Annotated in this window: 22 protein-coding genes; 10 read left to right on the plus strand and 12 right to left on the minus strand. The window is 63.7% G+C overall.

Annotated elements, in window-relative coordinates:
• Window positions 1–40 precede the first annotated feature (40 nt).
• Window positions 41–3,031: a carboxypeptidase regulatory-like domain-containing protein gene (locus AB4Y77_RS17620; RefSeq protein ID WP_442014822.1), complete on the plus strand. Its 2,991-nt coding sequence runs from the start codon at window positions 41–43 to the stop codon at window positions 3,029–3,031.
• Between the two features lie 129 nt (window positions 3,032–3,160).
• Window positions 3,161–3,433 (plus strand): hypothetical protein, encoded by a 273-nt coding sequence (locus AB4Y77_RS17625; protein WP_442014823.1) that lies wholly within the window; start codon window positions 3,161–3,163, stop codon window positions 3,431–3,433.
• Window positions 3,434–3,491: 58 nt separating this feature from the next.
• Here AB4Y77_RS17625 and AB4Y77_RS17630 read toward each other — a convergent pair whose 3' ends face one another.
• The 4 genes from AB4Y77_RS17630 to AB4Y77_RS17645 all read right to left on the minus strand — a co-directional run bounded on the left by AB4Y77_RS17630 (window position 3,492) and on the right by AB4Y77_RS17645 (window position 7,049).
• Entirely contained in the window at window positions 3,492–3,740 is a 249-nt protein-coding gene (locus AB4Y77_RS17630) for a hypothetical protein (protein WP_442014824.1), read from the minus strand.
• 209 nt (window positions 3,741–3,949) lie between these two features.
• Window positions 3,950–4,381, minus strand: coding sequence for a hypothetical protein (locus AB4Y77_RS17635; protein WP_442014825.1), 432 nt, complete (start codon window positions 4,379–4,381; stop codon window positions 3,950–3,952).
• A gap of 86 nt (window positions 4,382–4,467) precedes the next feature.
• The gene (locus AB4Y77_RS17640) at window positions 4,468–5,241 is read right to left on the minus strand and encodes an SAM-dependent methyltransferase (protein WP_442014826.1); all 774 of its coding nucleotides are present in this window, start codon (window positions 5,239–5,241) and stop codon (window positions 4,468–4,470) included.
• A 221-nt stretch (window positions 5,242–5,462) separates the two neighbouring features.
• A complete protein-coding gene (locus AB4Y77_RS17645; protein ID WP_442014827.1) occupies window positions 5,463–7,049 on the minus strand; it encodes a molybdopterin-dependent oxidoreductase in 1,587 nt (528 codons plus the stop codon).
• Window positions 7,050–7,175: 126 nt separating this feature from the next.
• Between AB4Y77_RS17645 and AB4Y77_RS17650 the strand changes: the two genes are divergently transcribed.
• The 3 genes from AB4Y77_RS17650 (at window position 7,176) to AB4Y77_RS17660 (ending at window position 12,063) form a co-directional block, all read left to right on the plus strand.
• A complete protein-coding gene (locus tag AB4Y77_RS17650) occupies window positions 7,176–8,687 on the plus strand; it encodes an aldehyde dehydrogenase family protein (RefSeq protein WP_442014828.1) in 1,512 nt (503 codons plus the stop codon).
• Window positions 8,688–10,340 (plus strand): GMC family oxidoreductase, encoded by a 1,653-nt coding sequence (locus AB4Y77_RS17655; RefSeq protein ID WP_311211467.1) that lies wholly within the window; start codon window positions 8,688–8,690, stop codon window positions 10,338–10,340.
• Between the two features lie 145 nt (window positions 10,341–10,485).
• Window positions 10,486–12,063: an APC family permease gene (locus AB4Y77_RS17660; RefSeq protein ID WP_311211468.1), complete on the plus strand. Its 1,578-nt coding sequence runs from the start codon at window positions 10,486–10,488 to the stop codon at window positions 12,061–12,063.
• Window positions 12,064–12,145: 82 nt separating this feature from the next.
• Here AB4Y77_RS17660 and AB4Y77_RS17665 read toward each other — a convergent pair whose 3' ends face one another.
• Window positions 12,146–13,363 carry an acyl-CoA dehydrogenase family protein gene (locus AB4Y77_RS17665; RefSeq protein ID WP_442014829.1) on the minus strand — a complete coding sequence of 406 codons (1,218 nt, stop codon included), beginning with the start codon at window positions 13,361–13,363 and terminating at the stop codon, window positions 12,146–12,148.
• Window positions 13,364–13,496: 133 nt separating this feature from the next.
• On the opposite strand from AB4Y77_RS17665, the gene AB4Y77_RS17670 reads away from it, so the two are divergent.
• Together AB4Y77_RS17670 and AB4Y77_RS17675 are read left to right on the plus strand one after the other, a co-directional pair.
• On the plus strand, window positions 13,497–15,215 hold the full coding sequence (locus AB4Y77_RS17670; protein ID WP_442014830.1) for an AMP-binding protein: 1,719 nt from the start codon (window positions 13,497–13,499) through the stop codon (window positions 15,213–15,215).
• 42 nt (window positions 15,216–15,257) lie between these two features.
• On the plus strand, window positions 15,258–15,764 hold the full coding sequence (locus AB4Y77_RS17675) for a MarR family winged helix-turn-helix transcriptional regulator (RefSeq protein WP_105693751.1): 507 nt from the start codon (window positions 15,258–15,260) through the stop codon (window positions 15,762–15,764).
• A 21-nt stretch (window positions 15,765–15,785) separates the two neighbouring features.
• Here the strand turns inward: AB4Y77_RS17675 and AB4Y77_RS17680 are convergent, their stop codons facing one another.
• Complete coding sequence (locus AB4Y77_RS17680; RefSeq protein WP_442014831.1) at window positions 15,786–16,520, minus strand: SDR family NAD(P)-dependent oxidoreductase; 735 nt, start codon at window positions 16,518–16,520, stop codon at window positions 15,786–15,788.
• A gap of 26 nt (window positions 16,521–16,546) precedes the next feature.
• On the minus strand, window positions 16,547–17,521 hold the full coding sequence (locus AB4Y77_RS17685) for an aldo/keto reductase (RefSeq protein WP_442014845.1): 975 nt from the start codon (window positions 17,519–17,521) through the stop codon (window positions 16,547–16,549).
• 113 nt (window positions 17,522–17,634) lie between these two features.
• Between AB4Y77_RS17685 and AB4Y77_RS17690 the strand changes: the two genes are divergently transcribed.
• Window positions 17,635–18,831, plus strand: coding sequence for an MFS transporter (locus AB4Y77_RS17690; protein ID WP_442014832.1), 1,197 nt, complete (start codon window positions 17,635–17,637; stop codon window positions 18,829–18,831).
• Window positions 18,832–18,835: 4 nt separating this feature from the next.
• On the opposite strand, the gene AB4Y77_RS17695 is transcribed toward AB4Y77_RS17690, so the two are convergent.
• On the minus strand, window positions 18,836–19,543 hold the full coding sequence (locus AB4Y77_RS17695; RefSeq protein WP_442014833.1) for a helix-turn-helix transcriptional regulator: 708 nt from the start codon (window positions 19,541–19,543) through the stop codon (window positions 18,836–18,838).
• A gap of 53 nt (window positions 19,544–19,596) precedes the next feature.
• Here AB4Y77_RS17695 and AB4Y77_RS17700 point away from each other — a divergent pair, with 53 nt between their 5' ends.
• The gene (locus AB4Y77_RS17700) at window positions 19,597–20,496 is read left to right on the plus strand and encodes an NAD(P)H-binding protein (RefSeq protein WP_442014834.1); all 900 of its coding nucleotides are present in this window, start codon (window positions 19,597–19,599) and stop codon (window positions 20,494–20,496) included.
• 56 nt (window positions 20,497–20,552) lie between these two features.
• Here AB4Y77_RS17700 and AB4Y77_RS17705 read toward each other — a convergent pair whose 3' ends face one another.
• A complete protein-coding gene (locus tag AB4Y77_RS17705; RefSeq protein ID WP_442014835.1) occupies window positions 20,553–21,443 on the minus strand; it encodes a helix-turn-helix transcriptional regulator in 891 nt (296 codons plus the stop codon).
• A gap of 59 nt (window positions 21,444–21,502) precedes the next feature.
• Entirely contained in the window at window positions 21,503–22,372 is an 870-nt protein-coding gene (locus AB4Y77_RS17710) for a universal stress protein (protein ID WP_442014836.1), read from the minus strand.
• A 106-nt stretch (window positions 22,373–22,478) separates the two neighbouring features.
• On the opposite strand from AB4Y77_RS17710, the gene AB4Y77_RS17715 reads away from it, so the two are divergent.
• The gene (locus AB4Y77_RS17715) at window positions 22,479–23,141 is read left to right on the plus strand and encodes a TenA family protein (RefSeq protein WP_442014837.1); all 663 of its coding nucleotides are present in this window, start codon (window positions 22,479–22,481) and stop codon (window positions 23,139–23,141) included.
• On the opposite strand, the gene AB4Y77_RS17720 is transcribed toward AB4Y77_RS17715, so the two are convergent.
• The gene (locus tag AB4Y77_RS17720; protein ID WP_442014838.1) at window positions 23,138–23,536 is read right to left on the minus strand and encodes a dihydrofolate reductase family protein; all 399 of its coding nucleotides are present in this window, start codon (window positions 23,534–23,536) and stop codon (window positions 23,138–23,140) included. The two genes, AB4Y77_RS17715 and AB4Y77_RS17720, sit on opposite strands and share 4 nt — an antisense overlap.
• A gap of 61 nt (window positions 23,537–23,597) precedes the next feature.
• Window positions 23,598–23,753: a hypothetical protein gene (locus AB4Y77_RS17725; RefSeq protein ID WP_442014839.1), complete on the minus strand. Its 156-nt coding sequence runs from the start codon at window positions 23,751–23,753 to the stop codon at window positions 23,598–23,600.
• Window positions 23,754–23,758 lie beyond the last annotated feature (5 nt).

Here is a 23,758-nt window from a genome sequence, read left to right on the forward strand (position 1 = left end):
GGTCCCTTCAGTCACTTTTTTGGGGAAAAGGACCTTACCCATGCCGTTGCCGCGACCTGCCGCCGACCATCCGTTTCAGAGAACACGGCAGGGGGTGTGGGCCATCCTGGCGACTGTCGCTTTGGTGGCCGCGGGTCTCTTCGCCGGGCTCGCGCCCGCCTCTGCCGCGACCTACACCTTCAAGGGAGTGGTCAAGGGAAAACTGACAGCCACCGCAACGGCCACTGCGCTGGGCGATGTTTGGGTGGGTGCGTACACCAATGACGACCGGGCCGACTTCGTTGCCGGTGCGTGGTCTGCTCCCGATGGCTCCTACAGTTTCACGGTGCCGGCGTCCGGCAGTTACAAAATGTGGACCACCTGCAGCAGCGGACCCTGCTCCGCCACGTATGCACCCGAGTGGAACTCGAACCAGTCCAGCTCTTACGGTTCGACGCCGGTTGCCGTCACCGATGCTGCCCCCACCACCACGTACAACCCGCAACTGGAAGCCTTCGGCAGCATGACTGGCCGGGTCACCAATAAGGCCGGCCAGCCGCTGACGGCGGTGTCTGTCTCAGCGTCACCCAACAACGGCGGACAGGTGAGCAGCACCAAGCCCGATGCCAACGGCTACTTCACCCTCACCAAGATCCCGCCCAACCAGGCCTACATCAGCGTGCGGGACGAGTCGGGCCAGCGCCTCTACCTGGAGCAGTACTGGACCGGCACCGGCACCGTGGACACCTACACGGCGGCTACCGTCCCGGCCGGAGTCGCATGGACCAACGTGAACTTCGTCCTCAAGGATGAAACCCTCATGGAGGCCACCGTCGTCGATCCGGCGGGTGCGCCGATTGCCGACGTCGGGTATATCCCGTGGGTCTACAACGACGCAACGGCAGCCTGGGAAGGGCCCCAGATGGGCCCGCTGACCTCGAATGCCCAAGGCAAGATTTACTGGCGCATGACGGTGGGGAAGAAGTACAAGCTCTGTGTCTCGGACACTGTCTACGAGGGCACGCCCCGCGATAAGCGGTACAAAGCCGAGTGCTTCGACAACACGGCCACCAAGGACACGGCAACCGTTCTGACAGCAACTGCTGCCGGCCAGCGCGTAAAGCTCACCATGCAGCTGGACGTTGCAGGGCTGTCGCTGACCCCTGACAGGCCCTACGTTTACGGATCTGCCCAGGCCGGACAGAAACTGACCGTCGATCCCGGCGTTTGGGGACCGGCTCCGGTGACTCTTGCCTACCAGTGGCAGCGCTCCAAGGACAATGCCGAATTGCAGGACATTGCCGGCGCCACCACCACTGTCTACACCCCCACCGCGGCTGATGCCGGGTACGACATCTGGGCGAAAGTCACCGGGACCAAGACCGGATATGCCCCGCACACCACCTCGGTGCACGGCGGCAAATCCGGCGCCGCGGCTGTCACGTCGTCCAAGCCCTTCACCCTTCTGGGCACGCCCAGCGCCGGGAACACCCTGACCGTTGACCACGGCACCTTGAACCCCGCCCCTGATTTTGGCCCGTACTACGACTGGTTCGTCAATGGTGTGCAGGACTACAGGACAAACGGGTCCACGTTCCTTCTGCAAACCTCCGACGCCGGCAAAAAAGTCACCGTACGGCTCAGCGTCCACGACTGGCCGCTCCAGCCCTACTACGGCCAGGCCTCTGTCACTGTTGCGGCGGGCACGTTGACCGCGCCGGTTCCCACGGTGACGGGAACGGCGAAAGTCGGCTCGGTCCTCACTGCGGTTCCCGGGACGTGGGGACCTGCCCCCGTGACGTTGGCGTACCAGTGGTTCCGCAGCGGCGTCGCGGTGACGGGTGCTACTGCAGCTACCTACTCATTGGCTGCCGCGGATCTGGGTAAGACCATGACCGTTCGGGTCACGGGCACCAAAACCGGGTTCACGACGGCGGCGAAAACCTCCGCAGCCACTGCCGCCGTCGCGGCGGGCACGTTGACGGCGCCAGTACCGACGGTGACAGGGACAGCGAAGGTTGGTTCAGTGCTCACGGCGGTTCCCGGGACGTGGGGACCTTCCCCCGTGACGCTGGCCTACCAGTGGTACCGGAGCGGCGTCGCGATCTCCGGGGCCACCTCAGCTACCTACCCGCTGGCTGCCGCCGATTTGGGCAAAACCATGACCGTCCAGGTCACGGGCACCAAAACCGGGTTCACGACGGCGGCGAAAACCTCCGCAGCCACTGCGGCCGTGGCGGTGGGAACGTTGACCGCGCCGGTACCCACGGTGTCCGGGACGGTAAAAGTTGGCTCGGTGCTCACTGCTGTACCCGGCGCGTGGGGTCCTGCCCCAGTGACATTGGCCTACCAATGGTTCCGGACCGGCGTCGCGATCACGGGCGCTACGTCGGCTACCTACGCCCTGACTTCCGCTGACTTGGGTAAGACCATGACCGTGCGGGTCTCGGGCACAAAGGCCGGGTTTACGACGGCGGCGAAGACTTCTGCTGCGACTGCCGCCGTGGCGGTGGGAACGTTGACCGCGCCGGTGCCAACGGTGTCCGGGACGGTGAAGGTTGGTTCGGTCCTCACGGCTGTGCCAGGCGCGTGGGGTCCTGCCCCTGTGACGTTGGCGTACCAGTGGTTCCGGAGCGGCGTCGCGGTCACGGGTGCCACGTCAGCTACCTACTCACTGGCTGCCGCGGATCTGGGTAAGACCATGACCGTTCGGGTCACGGGCTCAAAGACCGGATTTACGACGGCGGCCAAGACTTCCGTAGCGACTGCTGCCGTGGCGGCGGGCACGCTGACCGGGCCCACTCCCACCGTCGCAGGCACCGCAACCGTGGGCAGCACGCTCACCGCGACCCCCGGCACGTGGGGGCCGGCTCAGGTGACGTTGACCTACCAGTGGTTCCGCGGAAGCACCGCCATTTCGGGCGCCACCGCCCAGACGTACAAACTGGTCGCCGCGGATAAGGGAAGCGCTATCAAAGTGCGCGTGACGGGCACCAAGACTGCGTACACCGCACTGGCCCGCTACTCAGCTGCCACTGCCCTGATCGGCTGAGCATCAGCGTACCTAACTGACGTTATTGACGGGACTTAAGAGACGACGACGGCGGCCGCACCGCCGTCGTCGTCTTCCTGTCGGGACTCAATCAAGGGGTACGAATCCGCTCAGAAGGCAGAGTTGAACATGCCAGATGCTTCACGGCTCGCGCAGCTTGGAGAGACACTTGCTCGATGGCAGGTGGATGGCGGCCCCGTCCACCTGCATCCTGGTGACCATCGTGGGCGCGGCTACGGGGTGGAGATCACCCGGGCGGGAGCGACGGTCCTGCGGGAGATGGGTTCATCCAGTGCCATGGTGGCCGCCGAAGGAGCCAATAAGGGGGCTCTGGCAACCTATCTCGCGGCGGGGTTCGTCCCTGCCACGCCTGTCGTGGACATGTCACGCGGTGACCACTAGCCAAGCCGGCTACCCGTTTGCGGCGCTAACCCGCGCACTGTGAGGGAGCATTTCGGACTTATCCCTTGTCGGCGATTTCCGTGGCAGCCCGTCGGGACCTGATGATCGCCAGTCCGACAACGCTGCCTGCTGCTGCCAGGAAGAAGAACAGCACCAACAGTGGACCCGACATCCCTGGGAAGAGCGGGTTGCGACCGGTCAGGAAGATCGAGGCCAACAAGCCCAGCATCGACATGCAGAACATCAGACCCAGTGCTTTCTGCATGCGGCTCTGACGGATCAGCAGTGACTTGTTTGTAGTAGCCATGGATATACCTTATCGAGCTGCTTGGTGACTTAATTGGCAAGCGGGCGGCGGCAACGCTCAAATCGATCTGGAATCCGACACTTTCGACTGGGCCTGCGGATAGCGCCCTTTTGGGATCTGATGACAAAGTCCCGGCTATCACGGCTCTACTCCTCAAGGGCTGTCACTGCCCCTGAACCAGTACCGCTCGAAGGTCCCTCGAGAGGCACTCATAGTGGCGGCAGAACAACTCGCGTTTCTCCGTATTCGAGCGTGACCTCATGGGATACGTCCACGTCGGCGGGAGTCTTGATGACGTAAGTACGTGGTGCCATGTCGGCTGTACAGGCCTGCGCAGGACGCGTTGCAATGGTCAACTTCAGGTGGTGGGAATTGAGGACCTCGATTGACGTCGGAAAGGCGGGACAGCTTGAACTGCCGCTGAGGACGACAGCAAATTTCGAACCGGCATCCAGCCAGCCGGCTACAGGAACAGGAGATGGGAACGATGGGTCCTGAGCCTCGGAGCCGGGCTTGGCGGTGATCGCCTCCGATGGAAGTCCGCCGCGAAATTCAGATTCAGAAATTGATGACGGCTCGGCTGAACATCCTGCGAGCATCGCGGACAGGCCGAAAACAAGAAATCGAAGTGAAGCCCCCATATAGCTGAGGCTACGCTGTCAGTCTCCTCGGAGACAGCAAGCGGCCCGCGCTCCTTCAACGAGCAGGTCCCCGTTGCAGTGGATTGCTACCCTTTTAGGCAGAAATATGCCATCCCGAGGACGCCTCGGTAGCCCTCTTCATATGCAGCGCGCTGTTCCTCGTATTGCCGACGGACCTGCTCTGCGGCGGGGTGGTCGGCATCGTGTGCTTCCAGCCAACGGGTAAACCTGTCGCGATACCCGGCCTCGAAGACGTCCCACTCCTGAACGCTTGCCTGGTCGTCGTCCACTACCTCGAAACCAACGGCGCGGATCTGCTCGCGTAACGCATCTTCTGTTAGGTACTCGTCGTCACGTCCAGCCAGAGGGGCGGTGGCAGCCGGATGAGGTGTTGCTGACCAGATCGCCTCGCCATAGACGAGTCGGCCGCCGGGAAGCACCAGAGCTCGAAGGGCGCGCAGGGCTGCGGCGTAGTCGAGCGGCTGCGCGTCCTCTACGGGCGGCCCCCAAATCTGACTCGCACCGATGCAGATGACAGCGTCTGCGGGGCGACCCTGGGCTTCCAGCCCAGGCTTCGAATCAAACGTCGCTCTATCGAGAAGGCCACGGCTCAATGCTTGTTGCCTCGCTCGGTCGATGAACACAAAAGCGCTGTCCACTCCCCGTCCCCGCGCCTGCGGGGCCGACGTCAAAACCCGAAGTAGTAGTTCACCCCATCCACACCCCATGTCCAGAACCTCAGCCGGCGCCGGCTCGGAAAGGAACGCCACAAGGTGTGCAGCGCGTTCCTCGGAGAGCGGGGTAAGCCACGTCAGGGACTCGTAGAGGGGCGGCAGTTCAAGCGAAGTGTCGTCGGTCACTCACTGATGTTCTCACGATTCACAGAAGCGACTGCTTGTCCGGAAGTCTGCTGCTGCGGACCGTTTTGCGCCGGATTGGGGATCCTCAACCGGACACTGCCGGATTGCCCTGTGACCTGAGCTGGCCTGCTTTGGGCGGCCCGCTTCTCTCGCCGGTCGATCACGGCTCGGTAGCAGCCTAGCGGCGTCACGTTGGAACTCGGCTATGCACGGCCCAACAACTACTCCACCGTCACCATCACCGACGGCCAACCCGAAGCTCCGTCCGGCACGGGATCGGCGCGCTTTTCGGTCTGGGTTTCGCCGGTGGCGTCGGTGGCGCGGGCCTTGACGTAGTGGATGCCGGGTGTGGCGTCCCATTCATAGGACCACTGGCGCCAGGTAACGGTGGAGGCTTCGGTGGAGAGGGTTGCTTCCACCCACTCGCCGTCGTCAATCTGGACTTCCACCTTGGTGATTCCCCGGGTCTGGGCCCATGCGGTGCCGCCCACGGCGACCTTCCCTGCCGGGAACTTCGCAAAGGACGTGGGTACGTCCACTCGTGCCATGGTTTTGATGGGACCGCGCTCTGACCAGCCGCGCTCAGTCCAGTAGGCTTTGCTGTCCGCGAAGCGGGTGACCTCCAGCTCCACTACCCACTTGGTGGCGGAGACGAATCCGTACAGCCCCGGAACCACCATGCGTACGGGGTATCCATGCTCCACCGGAAGCGGCTCACCGTTCATGCCGATCGCCAGCATCGCATCGCGGTCATCCTGCAGGACCTCCAGAGGAGTGGAGGCGCTGAAGCCATCGATGGACCGCGAGAGCACCATGTCCGCGCCGTCCTTCGGCTTGGCCCTTTTCAGGACTTCGCGGATGGGTAGGCCCAACCATTTGGCGTTTCCGGCAAGCTTTCCGCCCACCGGGTTGGATACGCAGGTGAGGGTCACGTGCGATTCGATCAGATCGGCGTCGAGCAGGTCTTGGAAGGTGAGGGTGACCTCTTCCTCAACCATTCCATGCACCCGCAGTGACCAATCATTGACGTTGATCTCGGGGACGCTCAGCGCCGTATCAATGCGGTAGAAATCGTTGTTCGGTGTCAGCCAAGCGGAGACTCCTGCCACCGGGGACTGGACTCCTGCCGGAACAGCGGGCGCGGCCTTGATGGGCGCCGGCAGCCGGAGGGCGTCCCGGGCCTGCGCAACATTGTTGCGCGCTGCACCCAGCAGCCGCCCACCGGTGGCCGCTATTCCGGCGGCGACGGCGGTGATGCCGGCGGCAGCAAAGAAGCGACGGCGGCTGGTGCCGGCTCCGCCTAGCTGGGTATCGGCGTCGGCGGCTATGTCGGCAGGGGCTTCCGGCCATGCCTTCAACCCCCACAACGGCACGATGAGTCGACGCAGGACAATGAGGCCGGAGATGGTTCCCAGAATGGAAGGGATGGCGTCGGCGGGTCCAACCCCGGCTCGAGTCAGGACGCTGGCCACGATGACCACGCCCATGAACAGCACACCCAGGACGCCCAGGGCCCACTTCTTGTAAGCCACAACGCCCAAGACGCAAGCCAGCAGGGCAATGGTCAGGCCCATGCCCACGAACAGCGCAGCCTTGTCATTGGTGCCGAACGTTGCGATCGCAAAGTCCTTCATCCACGACGGCGTGAAGTCAATGAACGTCGATCCCAAGGCAAACACCGGGGTGGCCCTGGCAGTGAAGAAGGCGCCGATCAGCTCGGCGACGGCAAGCACGACGGCGGCCGACACCACGCCTGCCAGCGCTGCCATGGTTTCGGGGCCTTTGGTCCGGAGTCCGAGCTTTTTCATGTCAGTGATTCGTAGCGGCCGGGAGCAGGGATGGGTGCCGGCAGCCTCAAGACACACAGCGGCACTTTGAACATCTGTTCATAATTTTCCTTGAACAGATGTTCAAGATGCACTAGCCTGCTTCGTATGACCCAAGCCACATTTTCCGATTCCGCCTCCACCCTTTTCATCAACGGCCGGTGGGAGCCGGCAGCGTCCGGCGCGGTGCGCGAGATCCACAACCCCGCCGACGGCGAACTGGTCGCCACGGTGTCCGAAGCCGGCCGCGAGGACGCCGAGCGCGCCATTTCCGCAGCCCGCGCGGCCTTCGATTCCGGCGTTTGGGCGAACGTCCCGGCCCCCGAGAGGGGCGCGTTCCTGCTCAAGGTCGCCGCAGAACTTCGCGAACGCCGGGAGAAATTCGCCCGCGCTGAATCCCTGGACACCGGCAAGCGGATCATCGAAAGCCGCATCGACATCGATGACATCGCCGCCTGCTTCGAATATTTCGGACGCCTCGCCGGGCAGTCGGCGGGCCGGGTGGTCGACGCCGGGGACACCGCCGTCGTCAGCAAGATCGTCTACGAGCCCGTGGGCGTCTGCGGCCTCATCACTCCGTGGAACTACCCGCTGCTGCAGGCTGCGTGGAAGATCGCGCCCGCGCTGGCCGCCGGCTGCACCTTCGTCCTGAAGCCCGCCGAGCTGACCCCCTCCACCGCCATCCTGGCCATGCAGTTGCTGCAGGATCTGGGCCTGCCGGACGGCGTCGCGAACTTGGTGACCGGCCCCGGAGTAAAAGCGGGCGCACCGCTTTCGGAGCACCCCGACATTGACCTCGTTTCCTTCACCGGCGGCTTGGAAACCGGCAAGCGCATTGCCGCGGCCGCTGCCGGCACCGTAAAGAAGGTGGCGCTGGAACTCGGCGGCAAGAACCCCAACGTCGTGTTCGCTGACGCTGACTTCGACGCCGCCGTCGACAATGCGCTGAACGGCGCCTTTGTGCACTCAGGCCAGGTCTGCTCCGCCGGGGCGCGGCTGGTGGTGGAGGAATCCATCGCCGAGCGTTTCGTCGACGAACTGGTCCGCAAAGCCAAGAGCATCCGCATAGGCGGCCCGTTCGATGAGTCTGCCGAGACCGGACCGCTGATTTCCGCGGCCCACCGGGAGAAGGTGGACGCCTACGTCCAGCGTGGCGTGGCCGAAGGCGCGCGGCTGCGGTGCGGCGGCGCGGCCCCTGAAGGCGAAAAGTTCGACGCCGGTTTCTACTACCAGCCGACTATCCTGGACCGCGTGACCCGGGGAATGTCGGTAGTCATCGACGAAGCCTTTGGCCCGGTAGTAACAGTGGAAACCTTCCGCACTGAGGTCGAAGCCGTGGCCACCGCCAACGACACCATCTACGGGCTGGCCGGCGCCGTCTGGACCCAGGACGCCGGCAAGGCCCAGCGGGTAGCGGGCCGTTTGCGGCACGGCACGGTCTGGATCAACGACTACCACCCCTACCTTCCGCAGGCCGAGTGGGGCGGCTTCGGCCAGTCCGGCGTCGGCCGCGAACTGGGCCCCACCGGGCTGGGCGAGTACCAGGAAGCCAAGCACATCTACCAGAACACCAGCCCCCAGGTGACCGGCTGGTTCGCAGACCACGGCAAGGAGAACTAGATGCACGTCGACACCATTGAGAACCTCAGCGAGCGCGGGTTCGATTACGTCGTCATTGGCGGAGGATCTGCCGGAGCTGCCGTCGCCGCCCGGCTGAGCGAGGACCCTGCCGTCACCGTGGCCTTGGTGGAAGCGGGCCCGGATGACCGCAACCTGCCGGAGATCCTGCAACTGGATCGCTGGATGGAGCTGCTGGAATCCGGCTACGACTGGGACTACCCGGTGGAGCCGCAGGAAAACGGGAACTCCTTCATGCGCCATGCCCGCGCGAAGGTCATGGGCGGCTGCTCCAGCCACAACTCCTGCATTGCTTTCTGGGCTCCCCGCGAGGACCTGGATGAGTGGGAGTCAAAGTACGGCGCAACTGGCTGGAATGCTGCTGCAGCCTGGCCTTTGTACCAGCGTCTGGAAAGCAACGAAGACGCCGGACCGGAAGCTCCACACCACGGCCACGACGGTCCGGTGCATTTGATGAACGTTCCTCCGAACGATCCCGCCGGCGTCGCGCTCCTTGATGCCTGTGAGCAGACCGGCATCCCCCGGGCAAAGTTCAATGACGGCACCACCGTGATCAACGGTGCCAACTTCTTCCAGATCAACCGCCGCTCGGACGGGACACGTTCCTCCAGCTCGGTGTCCTACATCCACCCCATCATGGACCGTGAAAACTTCACGCTGCTGACAGGCTTGCGGGCCCGCCAACTGGTGTTCGACGCGGACAAGCGCTGCACCGGCGTCGACGTCGTCGACTCGGCTTTCGGCCGCACGCACAGGCTGAACGCGCATCGCGAGGTCATCCTGTCCACCGGCGCAATAGATTCCCCCAAGCTGCTCATGCTTTCCGGCATCGGCCCGGCCGATCACTTGAACCAGCACGGCATCGAGGTCCTGGTGGATTCCCCGGGTGTCGGCGAACACCTGCAGGACCACCCGGAAGGCGTGGTGCAGTTCGAGGCCAAGCAGCCCATGGTGCAGACCTCCACTCAGTGGTGGGAGATCGGCATCTTCACCCCCACCGAAGAGGGCCTGGACCGGCCGGACCTGATGATGCACTACGGTTCCGTCCCATTCGACATGAACACCCTGCGCTACGGTTACCCCACCACGGAGAACGGCTTCAGCCTGACTCCGAATGTCACCCACGCCCGTTCCCGCGGGACGGTTCGGCTGCGCAGCCGGGACTTCCGGGACAAGCCCATGGTGGACCCCCGCTACTTCACCGATCCCGACGGCCACGACATGCGCGTCATGGTGGCCGGTATCCGCAAGGCCCGGGAAATCGCGGCGCAGCCGGCCATGGCTGAGTGGACCGGACGGGAGCTCTCCCCCGGCATCGAGGCCCAGACTGACGAGGAACTGCAGGATTACATCCGCAAAACCCACAACACGGTGTACCACCCCGTCGGTACAGTCCGCATGGGACCCGCGAACGACGACATGTCGCCCCTGGATCCCGAACTGCGGGTCAAGGGCGTTACCGGATTGCGTGTGGCGGACGCCTCCGTCATGCCGGAACACGTCACCGTCAACCCGAATATCACCGTGATGATGATCGGCGAGCGCTGCGCCGATTTCATCAAGGCGGATCTCATCAACAGCCGGACGGAGGAAACCACGACGGCGGAAGCCGGCTTCAGCTTGTCTGTCGCCTGATCAGGCGCCCTGCTTTTAGACCCACGCAACAAACAATGGGGGAAACAGCCGGAGGCACAGCGTGGTGCCCGGCCTTTGATTTCGACTGCGACCAACGGCGGCCGCAGGTCATCACCATTCGTGCACGTCTGAACTAGGAGTTCGCATGTCAGAACCCACCAAATCAGGACCCTGCAAGAGCGATGCAAGCGGCATGGACGAGTTTGGCTATGCCCAAACCCTGGACCGCAGCATCGGTAAGTTCGCCAGCTTCGCGGCCGGCGTCAGTTACATCTCCATCCTCACCGGCGTTTTTCAACTGTTTTACTTCGGATTTTCGACGGCGGGACCCGCCTACGCCTGGTCGTGGCCCATCGTCTTCGTCGGCCAGTTGATGGTCGCCCTGTGCTTCGCGGAACTGGCCGGGCGTTATCCGGTGGCTGGATCGGTCTACAACTGGGCCAAGCGCCTTTCCACCGGAACGTGGGCCTGGCTGGCGGGCTGGTTGCTGCTGCTCTCCTCCATCATGGCTCTGGGGTCCGTTGCCTTGGCCCTCCAAATCACCCTCCCGCAAATCTGGAGCGGCTTCCAACTGGTGGGCGACGGAACAGGTCCTTACGACTTCGCCGTCAACGGGGTCATCCTGGCCAGCATCATGATCGGCATTTCCACACTCATCAACGCGTTCGGCGTGAAACTCATGACCATGATCAACAGCGTGGGCGTGTTCGTGGAACTGGTTGCGGCCGTCCTGCTCATTGCGGCGCTTATCTGGCACTCCGTGCGGGGACCGGAAGTCCTGCTGGATACTGCCGGCTTCGGTGAAGAACATCCCCTGGGCTTCTTCGGAGTGTTCCTCATTGCTGCCATGGCTTCGGGGTACGTCATGTACGGCTTCGACACCGCCAGCTCCTTGGGCGAAGAAACCAAGGACCCGAAGAAGACCGCTCCCAGGGCGATCCTGCGCGCCGTCACGGCTTCCTTCCTCCTGGGAGGCTTGCTGCTCCTCGGCGGAATCCTGGCCGCCCCCGATCTCTCCGATCCCAAGCTCGGAGCCGCTGATGGCGGGCTGCAGTACATCGTTCTTTCGGTACTGGGCGGCCCCTTCGGCAAGGCCTTCCTGGCGTGCATCGTGGTAGCCGTGGTGGTCTGCACCCTCGCCGTCCATGCAGCAGCCATCCGGATGATGTTCGCCATGGCCCGCGACAACAACCTTCCCTTCAGCCGTCAGCTCAGCAAAGTGCACCCCACCCGGAAAACGCCAACCGTTGCCGCCATCGTCATCGGCATAGTGGCCGTCATCCCGCTGATCGTCAACATCTCCCAGCCGGCCATTTTCACCATTCTCTCCAGCATCAGCATCGTCCTGATCTACCTGTCTTACCTGCTGGTGACCGTGCCCATGCTGCGGCGCCGGTTCTTGAAGAAGTGGCCCCTGAAGGACGACGGATCAGAGCCGGGATTCAGCCTCGGCAAATGGGGGTTGCCCGTGAACGTCCTGGCCGTGCTGTGGGGCGGCGCGATGACGCTGAACCTTGTGTGGCCGCGGCCGGAGATTTACAACTCGGTACCGCCGTTCGAGTGGTACCTGCAATGGGGCGGCGTGATGTTTGTTGGCACAGTCATCATCGGTGGAACGCTGCTCTACCGTCTCCGCATCAGGCACAAGACCGGAGTCCTGGCCGAACACGCGGCCCTGGTCGCTCCCGAGGAGTCTCCCCAAGTGGTAACCCAAAACTCCTAGCCCTCACGTCAAAGGAGCATTCCTTCGCCAGTATCGAACCGGCGAAGGGATGCTCCTTGCGTTCTCAACCCCATCAGTGGACTCAAACGAACGCAGACTTCCCCGTCACCGCACGGGCCACGATCATCGAGTTGATCTCGTAGCTGCCCTCATAGGTGTACAGGATCTCCGCGTCGCCAAAGAGCTTTGCCATCTCAAAATCCGTAGTAACTCCGTTCCCACCCAACAAAGAACGACCCATCGCAACGGAGGAACGGGCCAGCCTGGTGGTGGTGGCTTTGCACATGGCCGCCTGCACCATCTGGAGTTTCCCGGCCTGCTGGATCCGGGCGAGCTCAACCATCATGGACAAGGACGCGTTGGCGTTGCCCAGGATGTCGGCAAGCTGCTGCTGCACCAGCTGGAAGCGGGCCAACTCCCTACCGAACTGCTTGCGTTCCAAGGCATACGACCGGGCAATATCAAAGGCTGCCAACTGGATCCCTGCGGCCTGCCATCCCACCCAGGCACGGGAATCGCGCAACAGGTCATTGGCTCGGGAGAACTCCGTGGCCCCGGGGAGGAGGTTCTCCAAAGGAATACGCACCTCGTCCAACACGATGTCGGCATTCTGCATGATGCGCAGGCCGATTTTGTTGGAGATCTTGGTGGCCGAGTATCCGGGGCGGTCCGTCTCCACGATGAAGCCCTTGACGTGCCCGTCGGATTCGTCCCGGGCCCACACCAATGCGAAATCGGCAATGGTCCCTGCCCCGATCCAGCGTTTGGCACCGCTGATGACCCATTCGCCGCCGTCGCGCCGCGCCGTCGTCGAAAGTCCTCCGGCGATGTCCGAGCCGTGGTCCGGTTCGGTGAGGGCGAAGGCGCCGAGCTGGGTGAAAGCTTCCAGCCCAGGCAGCCACTTGCGCTTCTGCTCAGGCGATCCGAGCTCATCAATCATGCCCACGATGAGTTCGTTGTGGATGCCCACCAGCGCCGAGAGAGACACATCCGCTCGGGCTACCTCGGTGTACATCAGGCCTTTGAAGAGCTTGGTGGAGCCGTCTGTTTGGAGTCCACCAAGCCCGAACTTGGCCATGTCGGCCAGCAGCCCGAAAGGGAACTCTTCCCGGTTCCAGTACTCGATGCTGGCCGAACGAATGCGGGTTTGCAGGAACTCCCTGATCTCCAAGTAACGCAAGCGCTCTCCGGCCGGGAGAAGGTCCACTACGTGCATCAGGTCCGCCTCCGGATAAGGAGGGAGGACGCGTTCTGGTGCCGCACCGCTGGTAACGGTGCCGGCAGCTTTGTCGTCGAGCATTAGACCCCTTCGTCATGTCCCGCACAGGCTCTTCCAAACCCTTGGATGTCCTAGTATATTGCAAGGTGATGTGGATCACTAGGCGGGATGTCCGGCAAAGGTGCCAGGGAAGCCCGAAGGCGAAAGGCGGACTATGACAGTCACAGAAGACTTCCGTGCGGCCCGCGACCGGCTGTTGGAACTGCGTGAGGACTACAAGCTGGCGCACGCCGAATTCGAGTGGCCGCGGTTTGAGGAGTTCAACTTCGCCTTGGATTGGTTCGATCAGATCGCGGCGGACCCGGCCAGAGGCAGCAAGCCCGCGTTGGTCATCGTGGAACAGGACGGGAGTTCCACCCGCCGCAGCTACAAAGACCTCGCGGAACGCTCAGCCCAGGTAGCCAACTGGCTTCGGAGCCAGGGCGTCCAGCGCGGCGACCACATGATCATCATGCTCGGCAACCAGGTTGAACTGTGGGAACTCATGCTCGCCGGCATCAAACTGGGCATCGTCATGATCCCCACCACCACCCTCATGGGCGCCCGCGATCTCCAGGACCGCGTCGAGCGCGGCGGGGCCGCCTGGGTGACGGTCGGAAGTGCCAACATCGGCAAGTTCGCCGACGTCGAGGGCGATTACACCCTGATCGAGGTCGGTCCCGAGAAAAACGGCGCGGACGCCAAACAGTACGCAGATTCGAACGACGCCGGCACGGACTTCACGCCCGACGCCCCCACTAAGGCAGATGAGACGCTGCTGCTCTACTTCACCTCCGGCACCACCTCACGGGCAAAGCTGGTGGAGCATACCCACACTTCCTATCCTGTGGGCCACCTGTCCACCATGTACTGGATCGGCCTGGAACCGGGCGACGTCCACCTGAACGTTGCCTCCCCCGGCTGGGCCAAGCACGCCTGGTCCAATGTCTTCACACCGTGGATCGCTGAGGCCACGGTCTTCATTTACAACTACCAGCGCTTTGATGCGGTGGCCCTCATGGAGCAAATGGGCCGCGAAGGCGTCACCAGTTTCTGCGCCCCTCCCACGGTGTGGCGCATGCTGATCCAGGCCGACCTCACGCAGCTCACCAGCCCGCCACGCAAGGTGGTCTCGGCCGGGGAGCCACTGAACGCCGAAGTCATCGGACAAGTGGAGAAAGCTTGGGGAGTGACCATCCGCGACGGCTTCGGGCAGACCGAATCCACGGTCCAGATCGCCAACACTCCCGCGCAGCCGGTCAAGATCGGCTCCATGGGCCGGCCGCTCCCCGGGTACGACGTTGTCCTGGTGGACCCGCTCACCGGACAAGAAGCCGACGACGGCGAGCTCTGCTTGCGCTTGGACCCCCGGCCCGTGGGACTGATGAAGAGCTACTTCGGCGACGAAGCCAAAACGGCCGAGGCTTTCCGCGATGGCTACTATCACACGGGCGACATGGCCAGCCGCGACTCCGACGGTGTCATTACGTACGTCGGCCGGGACGACGACGTCTTCAAGTCCTCCGACTACCGGTTGTCGCCTTTCGAACTCGAAAGCGTCCTGATCGAACACCCCGCAGTGGCGGAGGCCGCCGTCGTGCCTTCGCCTGATGCTGTGAAACTGTCGGTACCCAAAGCGTTTGTGGTCCTGGCTGCCGGCTATGAAGCCGGACCGGCGGTTGCGGAGGACATTCTGAAGTATTGCCGCGAGCACCTGGCGCCGTTCAAGCGCATCCGGCGGCTGGAATTCGGCGAACTTCCCAAGACGATCTCCGGCAAGATCCGACGGGTGGAACTGCGCGGCACGGAAGTCGCCCGGCACGGGGACGGGCCGCTGCCCTCCGGTTTGGGCGTGGAATACACCGAGGAAGAGTTCCCGAATCTGAAAGACTAGCCACCCGGGTCACCAGGCCAACCAAGCAACCGAAGGAGGCCCATGGGCACACCACTCCCCCGAGACCCCATCGCCGACGCCCAGCGCAACTGGGAACGGCATGGCTGGGGCGACGTCGCCGCGCCCATGGCCGCCATCACCGCGATCATGCGCACGCAGCAGATCCTGCTGGCCCGCATCGAAACGGTCCTCAAACCGTTCGGGCTGACCTTTGCACGCTACGAGCTTCTGGCACTCCTGAGTTTCGCCCGCAGCGGCGCGCTGCCCATGAACAAAGCCAGCGCGCTCCTGCAGGTGCATCCCACCTCGGTGACCAACGCCGTCGACCGCTTGGAAAAAGCCGCCCTGGTGGCGCGTTCCCCGCATCCAACCGACGGACGCACCACCCTAATTGAGCTCACCGCCGAGGGCCGCACCCTCGCCAAGAAGGCGACGGCGGCACTCAACGCCGAGGTTTTCGGCAAGTCAGGCTTCGGGCCCGACGACGTCGATCACCTCATCCGCGTACTGGGCACCTTCCGCAGGGACGCCGGGGATTTCGAGGACTAACCCGCAGCTGGAGCAGCGCCGTTAGAGCAGCGCGATGCCCGTGTGATCTTCGAGCTTCTGAAGGAGCACGTTCTGGAACCCGGGATCGGCAGCAGCCCGGTGAGCCTGTTGGACCTGACGGTGGTACCAATAGCCGCCTGATCGCGGCTCGATGCTGTCCGGCTCGGCCGTGGCGAGCCACTCCTGCGTCCGGTGTCCCTCCACAAGACTGTCCGGAGCTCCCGAGCCGCCCATCCTCGTTGGCACCCACCCCGGATCCACGGCGTGGGCCATCACTTCCGGGTACTTGCTGGCACGAGCCAAAGCCAAGGCCGTCACGTAGAGCTTGCTGTCGTCGTAAGAGCCGCCATGCTGCGAGGCCTGCGCGAAGTCCAAAGCCGTGATGTCGGCTGAACCAGACAAATGCATGGAGCTGCTGAGGAAGATCGACCGGCTGGGCGGAGTCATCAGGGCAGTCAGGACATACGGGGCCACCACATTGACGGCCATCACCTCGGTGCCGCGCAGAACCCCTGCGTTGTGAATAACGGCGTCAAAGCTGCCAAGATCGTTGGCTTGCTTTGCGAGATGAACTGTCTCGTCCAAGCTTCCAAGGTCCCCGAACAGCACGTGTTCCACCCGCTCATGCACGTCCTTCCGGGACAGGCGCTCCTGGTTGCGGGCATGGAGCACAACATCGTGGCCCGCCTCTGCGAGCGCGTTCACGGTTTCCAGGCCGAGTCCGGACGAGGCTCCGGTGACGAGAATGAGTGACATGGTTTCCTGTCCTTAAGTCGGAAGGCCTACCAGGAGTAGGCTTGCGGAGCTTCGCCCGGGCCGGGCCAGATCCTGTCGAGTTTGTCCACTGTTTCATCATCCAACGCCACCGACACTGCCCCGAGGTCTTCCAAGAGCTCCTGAACAGTGCGTGGGCCGACAATTGTTGCGGAGACTACTGGGTTCCTCAGCAGCCAGGCGATGGCCACTTCCGTTGGCTTGGCGCCAATTTCCCGACACAAGTCTTCGAAGGCTCGAAGTTGGCTCCTGCGAGCCTCGACGTCAGGATGGGCGGGTGCGTTGCCATGAGTGGCGGCTTCCAGGGCTCCAGTGAGCAAGCCTGCACTCAGCGGGCTGTAGGGAAGGAGCCCGACGCCCAGGGCACGAAGAGCGGGAATGAGTTCCAGCTCCACGGTCCTTTGGGTGAGGTTGTACAGGCTCTGCTCCGAGGACAAGCCCATGAAGTGTCTGGCGGAGGCGGCGGACTGGGCGAGCGCGATATCCCAGCCGGCAAAGTTGCTGCTGCCGACGTAGCTGATCTTGCCTTCGCGAACCAGTTGTTCCATGGCCTGCCAGATCTCCTCCCAGGGAGTGCTCCGGTCAACGTGGTGCATCTGGTAGAGGTCGATGTGATCGGTTTGCAGGCGGCGCAGGCTCGCTTCGCAGGCACGGCGGATGTGATACGCCGAGAGTCCTCGATCATTGGGACCCAACTCCATCGGCTGGTACACCTTGGTGGCCAACACAATGCGGTCACGGTGCCCGGTCCGCTGCAGCCACCGGCCGATGATCTCTTCCGAGATCCCATAGCCCTTGGCCATATCCGGAGTCTGCACGCCTCCGTAAACATCTGCTGTGTCAAAGAAATTGATTCCAGCGTCAATGGCAGTGTCCATGATCGCGCGGCTCGTTTGCTCGTCAGCCGTGTAGCCAAAGTTCATGGTTCCGAGACCGATCCGGCTGACCTTCAGCCCGGATCTGCCCAGGTGCCCGTACGTCATGGTGTGAGTCATGCTCTTCACCGTAGATGCGGGCTGTGCTGTGAGGGAGTCCCCCGGAGGACCTCCCTTAAGCGGGACTCCCTCCGAGTCCCGAACCCTGATGTTCTTGAGTCATGACCACAACTCTCCCCACCCCTAAGACCCGGCGTTTGCCATTGGTGACCTACGTTCTGGCAGCGGGTGTGTTCCTGATGGGAACCACCGAGTTCATTGTTGCGGGCATCCTGCCGGAGATCGCCACTGATCTTGGCACGTCCGTAGCCGATGCGGGCCTCATGATCACGGTCTTCGCGGTGGGGATGATCGTGGGCACCCCCACGATGTCCATCCTGACTCTCAAGCTGCCACGCCGCCTGACGCTGAGTCTCGCACTGGTGGTCTTCGCTGTGGGTCACGTCATCGTGGCGCTCACCTCCGATTTCACGCTCATTCTTGGTGCGCGTTTCCTCACGGCCTTGGCGACTGGCGCTTTCTGGGCGGTAGCCGCCGTCGTGGGTGCCAAAGCCGCCGGCGCGGCGTCCGCGTCCCGCGCGTTGGGCGTTGTTTTGGGCGGCGGGATGCTCGCCAACGTGGTGGGTGTTCCCTTGGGAGCGTTTGCCGGTCAGGCGATTGGCTGGCGGGGGCCGTTTTGGATACTCGCGGCGTTGGCACTGGTGGGTGCAGTTGCCGTGTACCGCTTGGTTGCCACGGATCCCGCTTCGGGACAGACCCCGTCCGTCCGTGCTGAGCTGGCGAGTATGCGGGATTCGAGGGTATGGCTTGTCCTGGCAGGCTGCGCGATCGTGTGCGGATCTTCCTTGGCTGCGTACACCTTCATCTCTCCGCTGCTCACTGAGAACACCGGGCTTGCCGCTGCGGCTGTGCCCTTGGTGCTGATGGCCTACGGCGTCGGGGCATTTATTGGTTCCACCCTGGGCGGCCACTTCGGGGCCCACCGCCCCTACCCTGCACTGTTCATCTCAGCAGGAATGACATTCCTGGTTCTCGGTGTCCTCTTCCTGTTCTCCCACTACGCCGTGGTGACAGTGGTCCTGATCTTCCTGCTGGGCCTCTTCGGCATGGCAACCAACCCGATATTGATCGGCAAGGCAGTGGGATATGCCGGGCAAGCGCCAACTCTGGCCTCGGCGCTCAGCACTTCGGCATTCAATCTGGGCACGGCAGTGGGCTCGTGGATTGCCGGCTTTGCCCTGGAGTCTGCCTTGGGAGCCAGCGGTCCGGTGCTGGTGGGTACTGGGGTCGCCGCGCTCTACTTCTTGCCGCTCACAGTGCTGATGCTGAAGGATCGGAAGGAAGGTGCTTTGGCCTGAAGGTCTAGTGTTCGTCGCTCGCGCCGAAGTCGCTTGTGAGCCAGTCCTCAATTGAGTTCCAAGGGAAGGCGTGATGAGCATGTGGCCCGGGCGAGATTGTGGAGGCCTCCATCCGGTCGAGTCGAAAGAGACGCCAGTCGTCCCGGTCAAGGTCGTAAGCGACGAGGTACCAGTACTGTTGCCGCAGGAGATGCCGATAGGGCTCGACTGTGCGGCGCGAATGGCGGCCATGTTGGTCCGTGTAGTCGAAATCGAGACGTGCGCCCGTCGCAACGGAGTCGGCGATCGTGCCGACAAGCTCCCAGTCAACGGACGCAGGAGCTTCGCGTAGAACCTGTGTCGACAGAGCTACCGCTGCGGCCCGCCGCTGCAGGCCGCCAGGGAGCACCTGTTCGAGCTTCGTGCGCGCGGTCGCAGCTGTGGCATCATCCGGCAGCCACGCTTCCAGGATCAGGATGCTCGTGATGATCGTCGAGACTTCGTCCGCGCTGAGCAGGAGCGGTGGAATCTTCATGCTCGGCCGCAGCGCGTAGAGAGCACCTGGGCCGGGGCGGGAGCTGACGTCGTAACCCATGCCGCGAAGACGCATCGCGTCCCGCCGTACGGTGCGCGCGCTCACCCGCAGGCGGGCCGCGAGGTCGTGTGCGGTCCACGTCCGCCCCGACTGGAGTAGCGCCAACAACTCCAGCGACCGTGTCGAGGGTGAGTCCATGGATCCATGATCGCCCAAGATGCGGCCAGTATGCGGCCGCAATTGCACATAGCGTGGAAGAACGAGCGGAAGAAAGGAACTCCATGAAGATCGCCGTCACAACCTCCCAGGGTAACGTCGGCCGACATCTCACACGGATGCTCATCCGGGCAGGCGTCAGGCCGCTGCTTCTCACCCGCCACCCAGAGAACGTCCCCGCTGCCCTCGCCGCGCACGTCGATCTGGTGGCGACGGACTCCCGCGAGCCGGGTCAGGTCGTTTCGGCCACCGTCGGCATCGACGCCATCTACTGGGTCGATCCGCCCGCTGAGTCCCCCGACCCGATGGCCGACTACCGCCGCGCTACGGAGTCCGTTGTCTCCGCAGTTGAGGCGAACCGGATCGGACGGGTCGCCTTCCAGAGCAGCGTCGGCGCGGAGAAGCGGCACGGCGCAGGCGAGATTGACGGCCTCGCGGAGACGGAAGTCGCCCTCGACGGTTGCGGCGCGGACGTCACGCACCTGCGGTGCGGCTACTTCTTCACCAACCTGCTGTTCGAGGCGCAGTCAGTGAAGACCGGGCTGCTCCAGACCGTACTCCCCGTCGATGCCCCGATGAGCTGGGTTGCACCACGGGACATCGCCGAGGTGGCCGCTCTCAACTTGTTGAGCCTCGAGTGGAGCGGACGCCGCGTCCAAGCTGTCCACGGCCCCAAAGACCTGACATGGACGCAAGTCGCGAAGATCCTGGCGGATGAGCTGGGTCGAGAGGTGCGCGTCGAGCGGATCGCCGACGAGCAGATGCGCGAGCAGTACCTCCAGGCTGGCATGCCTCCCGCCATGGCGGACGCGGTCCTGGGGATGTCCACCGGGCTGCGAGAAGGCTTCGTGCCCGAGCAGGAACGTTCGATCGTCACCACCACACAGACCCAACTGCGGAGCTGGATCCGTGAGGAGCTCGTCCCCCTCCTCTGAACACCATGGGGAGCACGATGGAGTTCAAACGGCGGTGCGCGTCACCTGTCATGCAGTCAGCTGTCCGCCCGGGTCCTTTCGGCAGCAGGCTCGACGGCGTATTCGCTGGCAGCCCACGATGCCAGCAGCTGGAGACGCTCGGCCGACGGCGATCCGGGTTCCGCAGCGTAGATGGTCAGGGTCAGCCCGGGCTCGGCCGCCATCTCCAGGCCCTCGAAGGCGAGCGTCATTTCACCAACTATCGGATGGTTGAACGTCTTGAATCCAGTGCCGTGATGCCGGACGTTGTGGGCGCCCCAGCGGGTGCGGAATTCCTCGCTGCGGGTGCTGAGTTCACCAATGAGGTCGTGAAGCTCCTTGTTGTGCGGGTCGCGCCCGGCCTCTGTGCGCAGGATGGAAACTGTCACCTCCGCAAAGGCATCCCAGTCCGGGTAGAACTCGTGGGCACGGTCATCCAGGAAAGTGAACCGTGCGATGTTTGGCGCCTGGCCCGGCATGTCGTAACAGTCCTTGTAGAAAGCCCGGGCCAACGGGTTCACCGCCAGCAGGTCCATCCGGCCGTTGCGGACGAATGCGGGTCCGGCCGTTACCGCATCAAGCGCCCATTGCAGGCTCTGATGCGGCACGTAGGACGTTGAGTTCCGGCGCCGCGGCGGCCGCGCAACAGGACTGGCGGCGTGAGCGAGATCGAACAGGTGGGCCCGCTCGGCGTCATCGAGGTTCAACGCCCTCGCGAGGCTCTCAAGAACTTGTGGGGAGGCTCCACTGATGGCACCTCGCTCCAAGCGGGTGTAATACTCCACGCTCAGCCCGGCAAGCGTGGCCACCTCACTGCGACGCAACCCTTTGACCCGCCGATTCGAGCCGGCCGGCAGCCCCACCTGCTCAGGTGACACCTGGGCGCGCCGGGAGATCAGGAATTCGCGTACTTCCGCCCGATTATCCATACCTTCACCCTAGTTCCGGGCCGTCGCGGGAGGGAGTCCCTGCGAGGGCCTCCACCGGCCTATGCGGGATCGGCCTTCCGGCGGGACACCAACACGGGACTGTGGGCATGGTGCAGGACAGCGTGCGCCGTGGAGCCGATAGTGCCCTTGATGACCCCATGCCCTTTGGTCCCCACCACCGTAAGGCGTGCTCCTTGCGAGGCTTTGACCACCGCCCGGGAGAAGGAAGCATCCACCAGCAACTCTCCGGTCACCGTGATCCCGGGTGCTTTGTGGCGGGCCTGGCTCAGCACCGAGTCAAGCATCGCTTCAGCGTCCGGGTAAGCTTCCACGGGCTCCCGCAGCCGCCGGTAGCCATCGGGTTCGTGCAGTACGTGAACGATCATGAGTTCGGCACCTGTTGCTTCGGCGAAATGGCAGGCATCCTCAAGTGCCGCCGGTGATCCCGAGTCATCCACGGCAAGCAACACAAAACCATCAGGGTTGTCGTCAGCACGGATCACAGCCACCGGGCACTCTGCAGTTGCGGCCATCTCCAGGCTGACGGATCCCACCAGCAAACCCATGAACCCGCCAAGTCCCCGGCTTCCGAGCACCAACATCGCAGCACCGGCCGAAACGTGGGCCAGGTGATCGCGAGGCATCCCGTGCAACAAGGTGGTGTGGACTTCCAGCTCGGGAACGGTCTCCTTGGCGAGCGCAACACCTTCTTCCAGGACTTTCTGGGCAGCCCGTTCCAGGCCGCTATCGGCAACCCCGGGAACGGGTCCCCTATTGTGGGACAGCAGGACCCACAAGGAGCAGTGCACTACGTGGAGGGAACAGTCCCGCAGGATCGCATGTTTGGCGGCCCACTGGACGGCGCGGTGCGATTCTTCGGATCCGTCATAGCCAACCACGATCGTCTTCGATGCGCCCTCGTTCGTCATGGCCAGAGCCTACGCCGGCACCGGGAGCGGCACCATAGCGTAACGCCCGACGCCACAACGCAACACGCTGCTAGGCTCCGATGCTGACACTTCAGGAGGAAACACCGTGAGCTTTGCCGAAGAACTCAGGAACCAGTCCGCGGGGGATTGGGACGCCGCCGTCAACCATCCGTTCGTGGACCAACTGCTGGCCGGAACCCTTCCCGATGAGCAACTGCGCCACTACCTCGTGCAGGACTACCAGTTCTGCGATGCCTTCACCGCGCTCCTGGGCCAGGCCGTAGCCTCTGCACCGTCGCTGCCTTCCCGGCTGGTGTTCGCTGGCGTCCTGGGAGCCTTCGCTTCTGACGAAAATACATACTTCCAGGATTGCTTCAATGAGCTGGACGTTCCGGAAGCGGAGAGGACTGCGCCCGCTCTCGGAACGGCCACCCGCGGCTTCGACGCCCTCATGCGGGACGCCCTGGCGAGCCGCTCCTATCCGGAGGTCCTCGCCGTGCTCCTGGTGGCGGAGTGGCTGTACGGAGAGTGGGCCGCCCGCGCCGGAGACCCCACCCAGTGGCCCGCCGAACCCAGGCATGCCGAGTGGATCCGTCTCCACAACAACCCCGAATACAACGCGTGGGTGACGTGGCTGCGCGACGAGTTCGACGCCGTCGAGCCTTCACGGCCTCAGGAGCGGCAGCGCGTTGCTGCGGTCTTCGCGGAGGCGGTGCGGCTGGAGCGGGCGTTCTTCGATGCAGCGCTGATCCCCGCCGCTGTCAGCTAGCCCTGCTTCCGAACGGTGTAACTGAGCTCCACCAAGCCTTGGTCGTAGCTGTTCACGTCCACGAGTTTCAGAAGGGCGGGGTCGTGTCCGGCGGGGAACACGCCCCTGCCGGCGCCCTGGCCGACCGGCATCACCACCAGCCGGACCGCGTCCACCTCGCCTGCCGCGAAGAACGTCTCACCGAGGGACAGACTGCCCCACAGCACAATGTCCTTGGTGGACTCGCGCTTGATACGGCGGATCGCCTCGATCGCGTCGCCGGATTCAACGTTCGACGGCGGGAAGTCGCCCCAGGGGGCTTCCTTCAGGTGGCGCGAAAACACGTGGCGGCGCAGTCCGTTGAGTACAGGCGTGATGATGTCGGCCTCGGACGCCGGCGTAGGCCAGTACTCCAATCCTGCACGATCAGCTGTCCCATGACTCACTCCTCGAATGCGGGTGGTGGCCCGCAGGAGCCTACGCCGCGAAGTATGAGCGGACAACCCTTTCACGGTTCTCCTGCTCAGCAGCCCCGTGTTCATAGGACCCACGGCATGCCTCCGGAGTCCCCACCGGATCCATCCAGTGCCAGCTGTCAGGGCAGTGATCGTCATCGCAAAATTGCCAGGTCATGATTT

This window comes from Paenarthrobacter sp. YAF11_1, from assembly GCF_052113445.1.
Taxonomy (GTDB): Bacteria; Actinomycetota; Actinomycetes; order Actinomycetales; family Micrococcaceae; genus Arthrobacter.

Excerpts from the sequence above, each read along its gene's own strand:
- AB4Y77_RS17620 (WP_442014822.1), top strand. The coding sequence starts at position 41 with ATGCCGTTGCCGCGACCTGCCGCCGACCATCCGTTTCAGAGAACACGG.
- AB4Y77_RS17625 (WP_442014823.1), top strand. The coding sequence starts at position 3,161 with ATGCCAGATGCTTCACGGCTCGCGCAGCTTGGAGAGACACTTGCTCGA.
- AB4Y77_RS17630 (WP_442014824.1), bottom strand. The coding sequence starts at position 3,740 with ATGGCTACTACAAACAAGTCACTGCTGATCCGTCAGAGCCGCATGCAG.
- AB4Y77_RS17635 (WP_442014825.1), bottom strand. The coding sequence starts at position 4,381 with ATGGGGGCTTCACTTCGATTTCTTGTTTTCGGCCTGTCCGCGATGCTC.
- AB4Y77_RS17645 (WP_442014827.1), bottom strand. The coding sequence starts at position 7,049 with ATGAAAAAGCTCGGACTCCGGACCAAAGGCCCCGAAACCATGGCAGCG.
- AB4Y77_RS17650 (WP_442014828.1), top strand. The coding sequence starts at position 7,176 with ATGACCCAAGCCACATTTTCCGATTCCGCCTCCACCCTTTTCATCAAC.
- AB4Y77_RS17655 (WP_311211467.1), top strand. The coding sequence starts at position 8,688 with ATGCACGTCGACACCATTGAGAACCTCAGCGAGCGCGGGTTCGATTAC.
- AB4Y77_RS17660 (WP_311211468.1), top strand. The coding sequence starts at position 10,486 with ATGTCAGAACCCACCAAATCAGGACCCTGCAAGAGCGATGCAAGCGGC.
- AB4Y77_RS17665 (WP_442014829.1), bottom strand. The coding sequence starts at position 13,363 with ATGCTCGACGACAAAGCTGCCGGCACCGTTACCAGCGGTGCGGCACCA.
- AB4Y77_RS17670 (WP_442014830.1), top strand. The coding sequence starts at position 13,497 with ATGACAGTCACAGAAGACTTCCGTGCGGCCCGCGACCGGCTGTTGGAA.
- AB4Y77_RS17675 (WP_105693751.1), top strand. The coding sequence starts at position 15,258 with ATGGGCACACCACTCCCCCGAGACCCCATCGCCGACGCCCAGCGCAAC.
- AB4Y77_RS17680 (WP_442014831.1), bottom strand. The coding sequence starts at position 16,520 with ATGTCACTCATTCTCGTCACCGGAGCCTCGTCCGGACTCGGCCTGGAA.
- AB4Y77_RS17685 (WP_442014845.1), bottom strand. The coding sequence starts at position 17,521 with ATGACGTACGGGCACCTGGGCAGATCCGGGCTGAAGGTCAGCCGGATC.
- AB4Y77_RS17690 (WP_442014832.1), top strand. The coding sequence starts at position 17,635 with ATGACCACAACTCTCCCCACCCCTAAGACCCGGCGTTTGCCATTGGTG.
- AB4Y77_RS17695 (WP_442014833.1), bottom strand. The coding sequence starts at position 19,543 with ATGGACTCACCCTCGACACGGTCGCTGGAGTTGTTGGCGCTACTCCAG.
- AB4Y77_RS17705 (WP_442014835.1), bottom strand. The coding sequence starts at position 21,443 with ATGGATAATCGGGCGGAAGTACGCGAATTCCTGATCTCCCGGCGCGCC.
- AB4Y77_RS17710 (WP_442014836.1), bottom strand. The coding sequence starts at position 22,372 with ATGACGAACGAGGGCGCATCGAAGACGATCGTGGTTGGCTATGACGGA.
- AB4Y77_RS17725 (WP_442014839.1), bottom strand. The coding sequence starts at position 23,753 with ATGACCTGGCAATTTTGCGATGACGATCACTGCCCTGACAGCTGGCAC.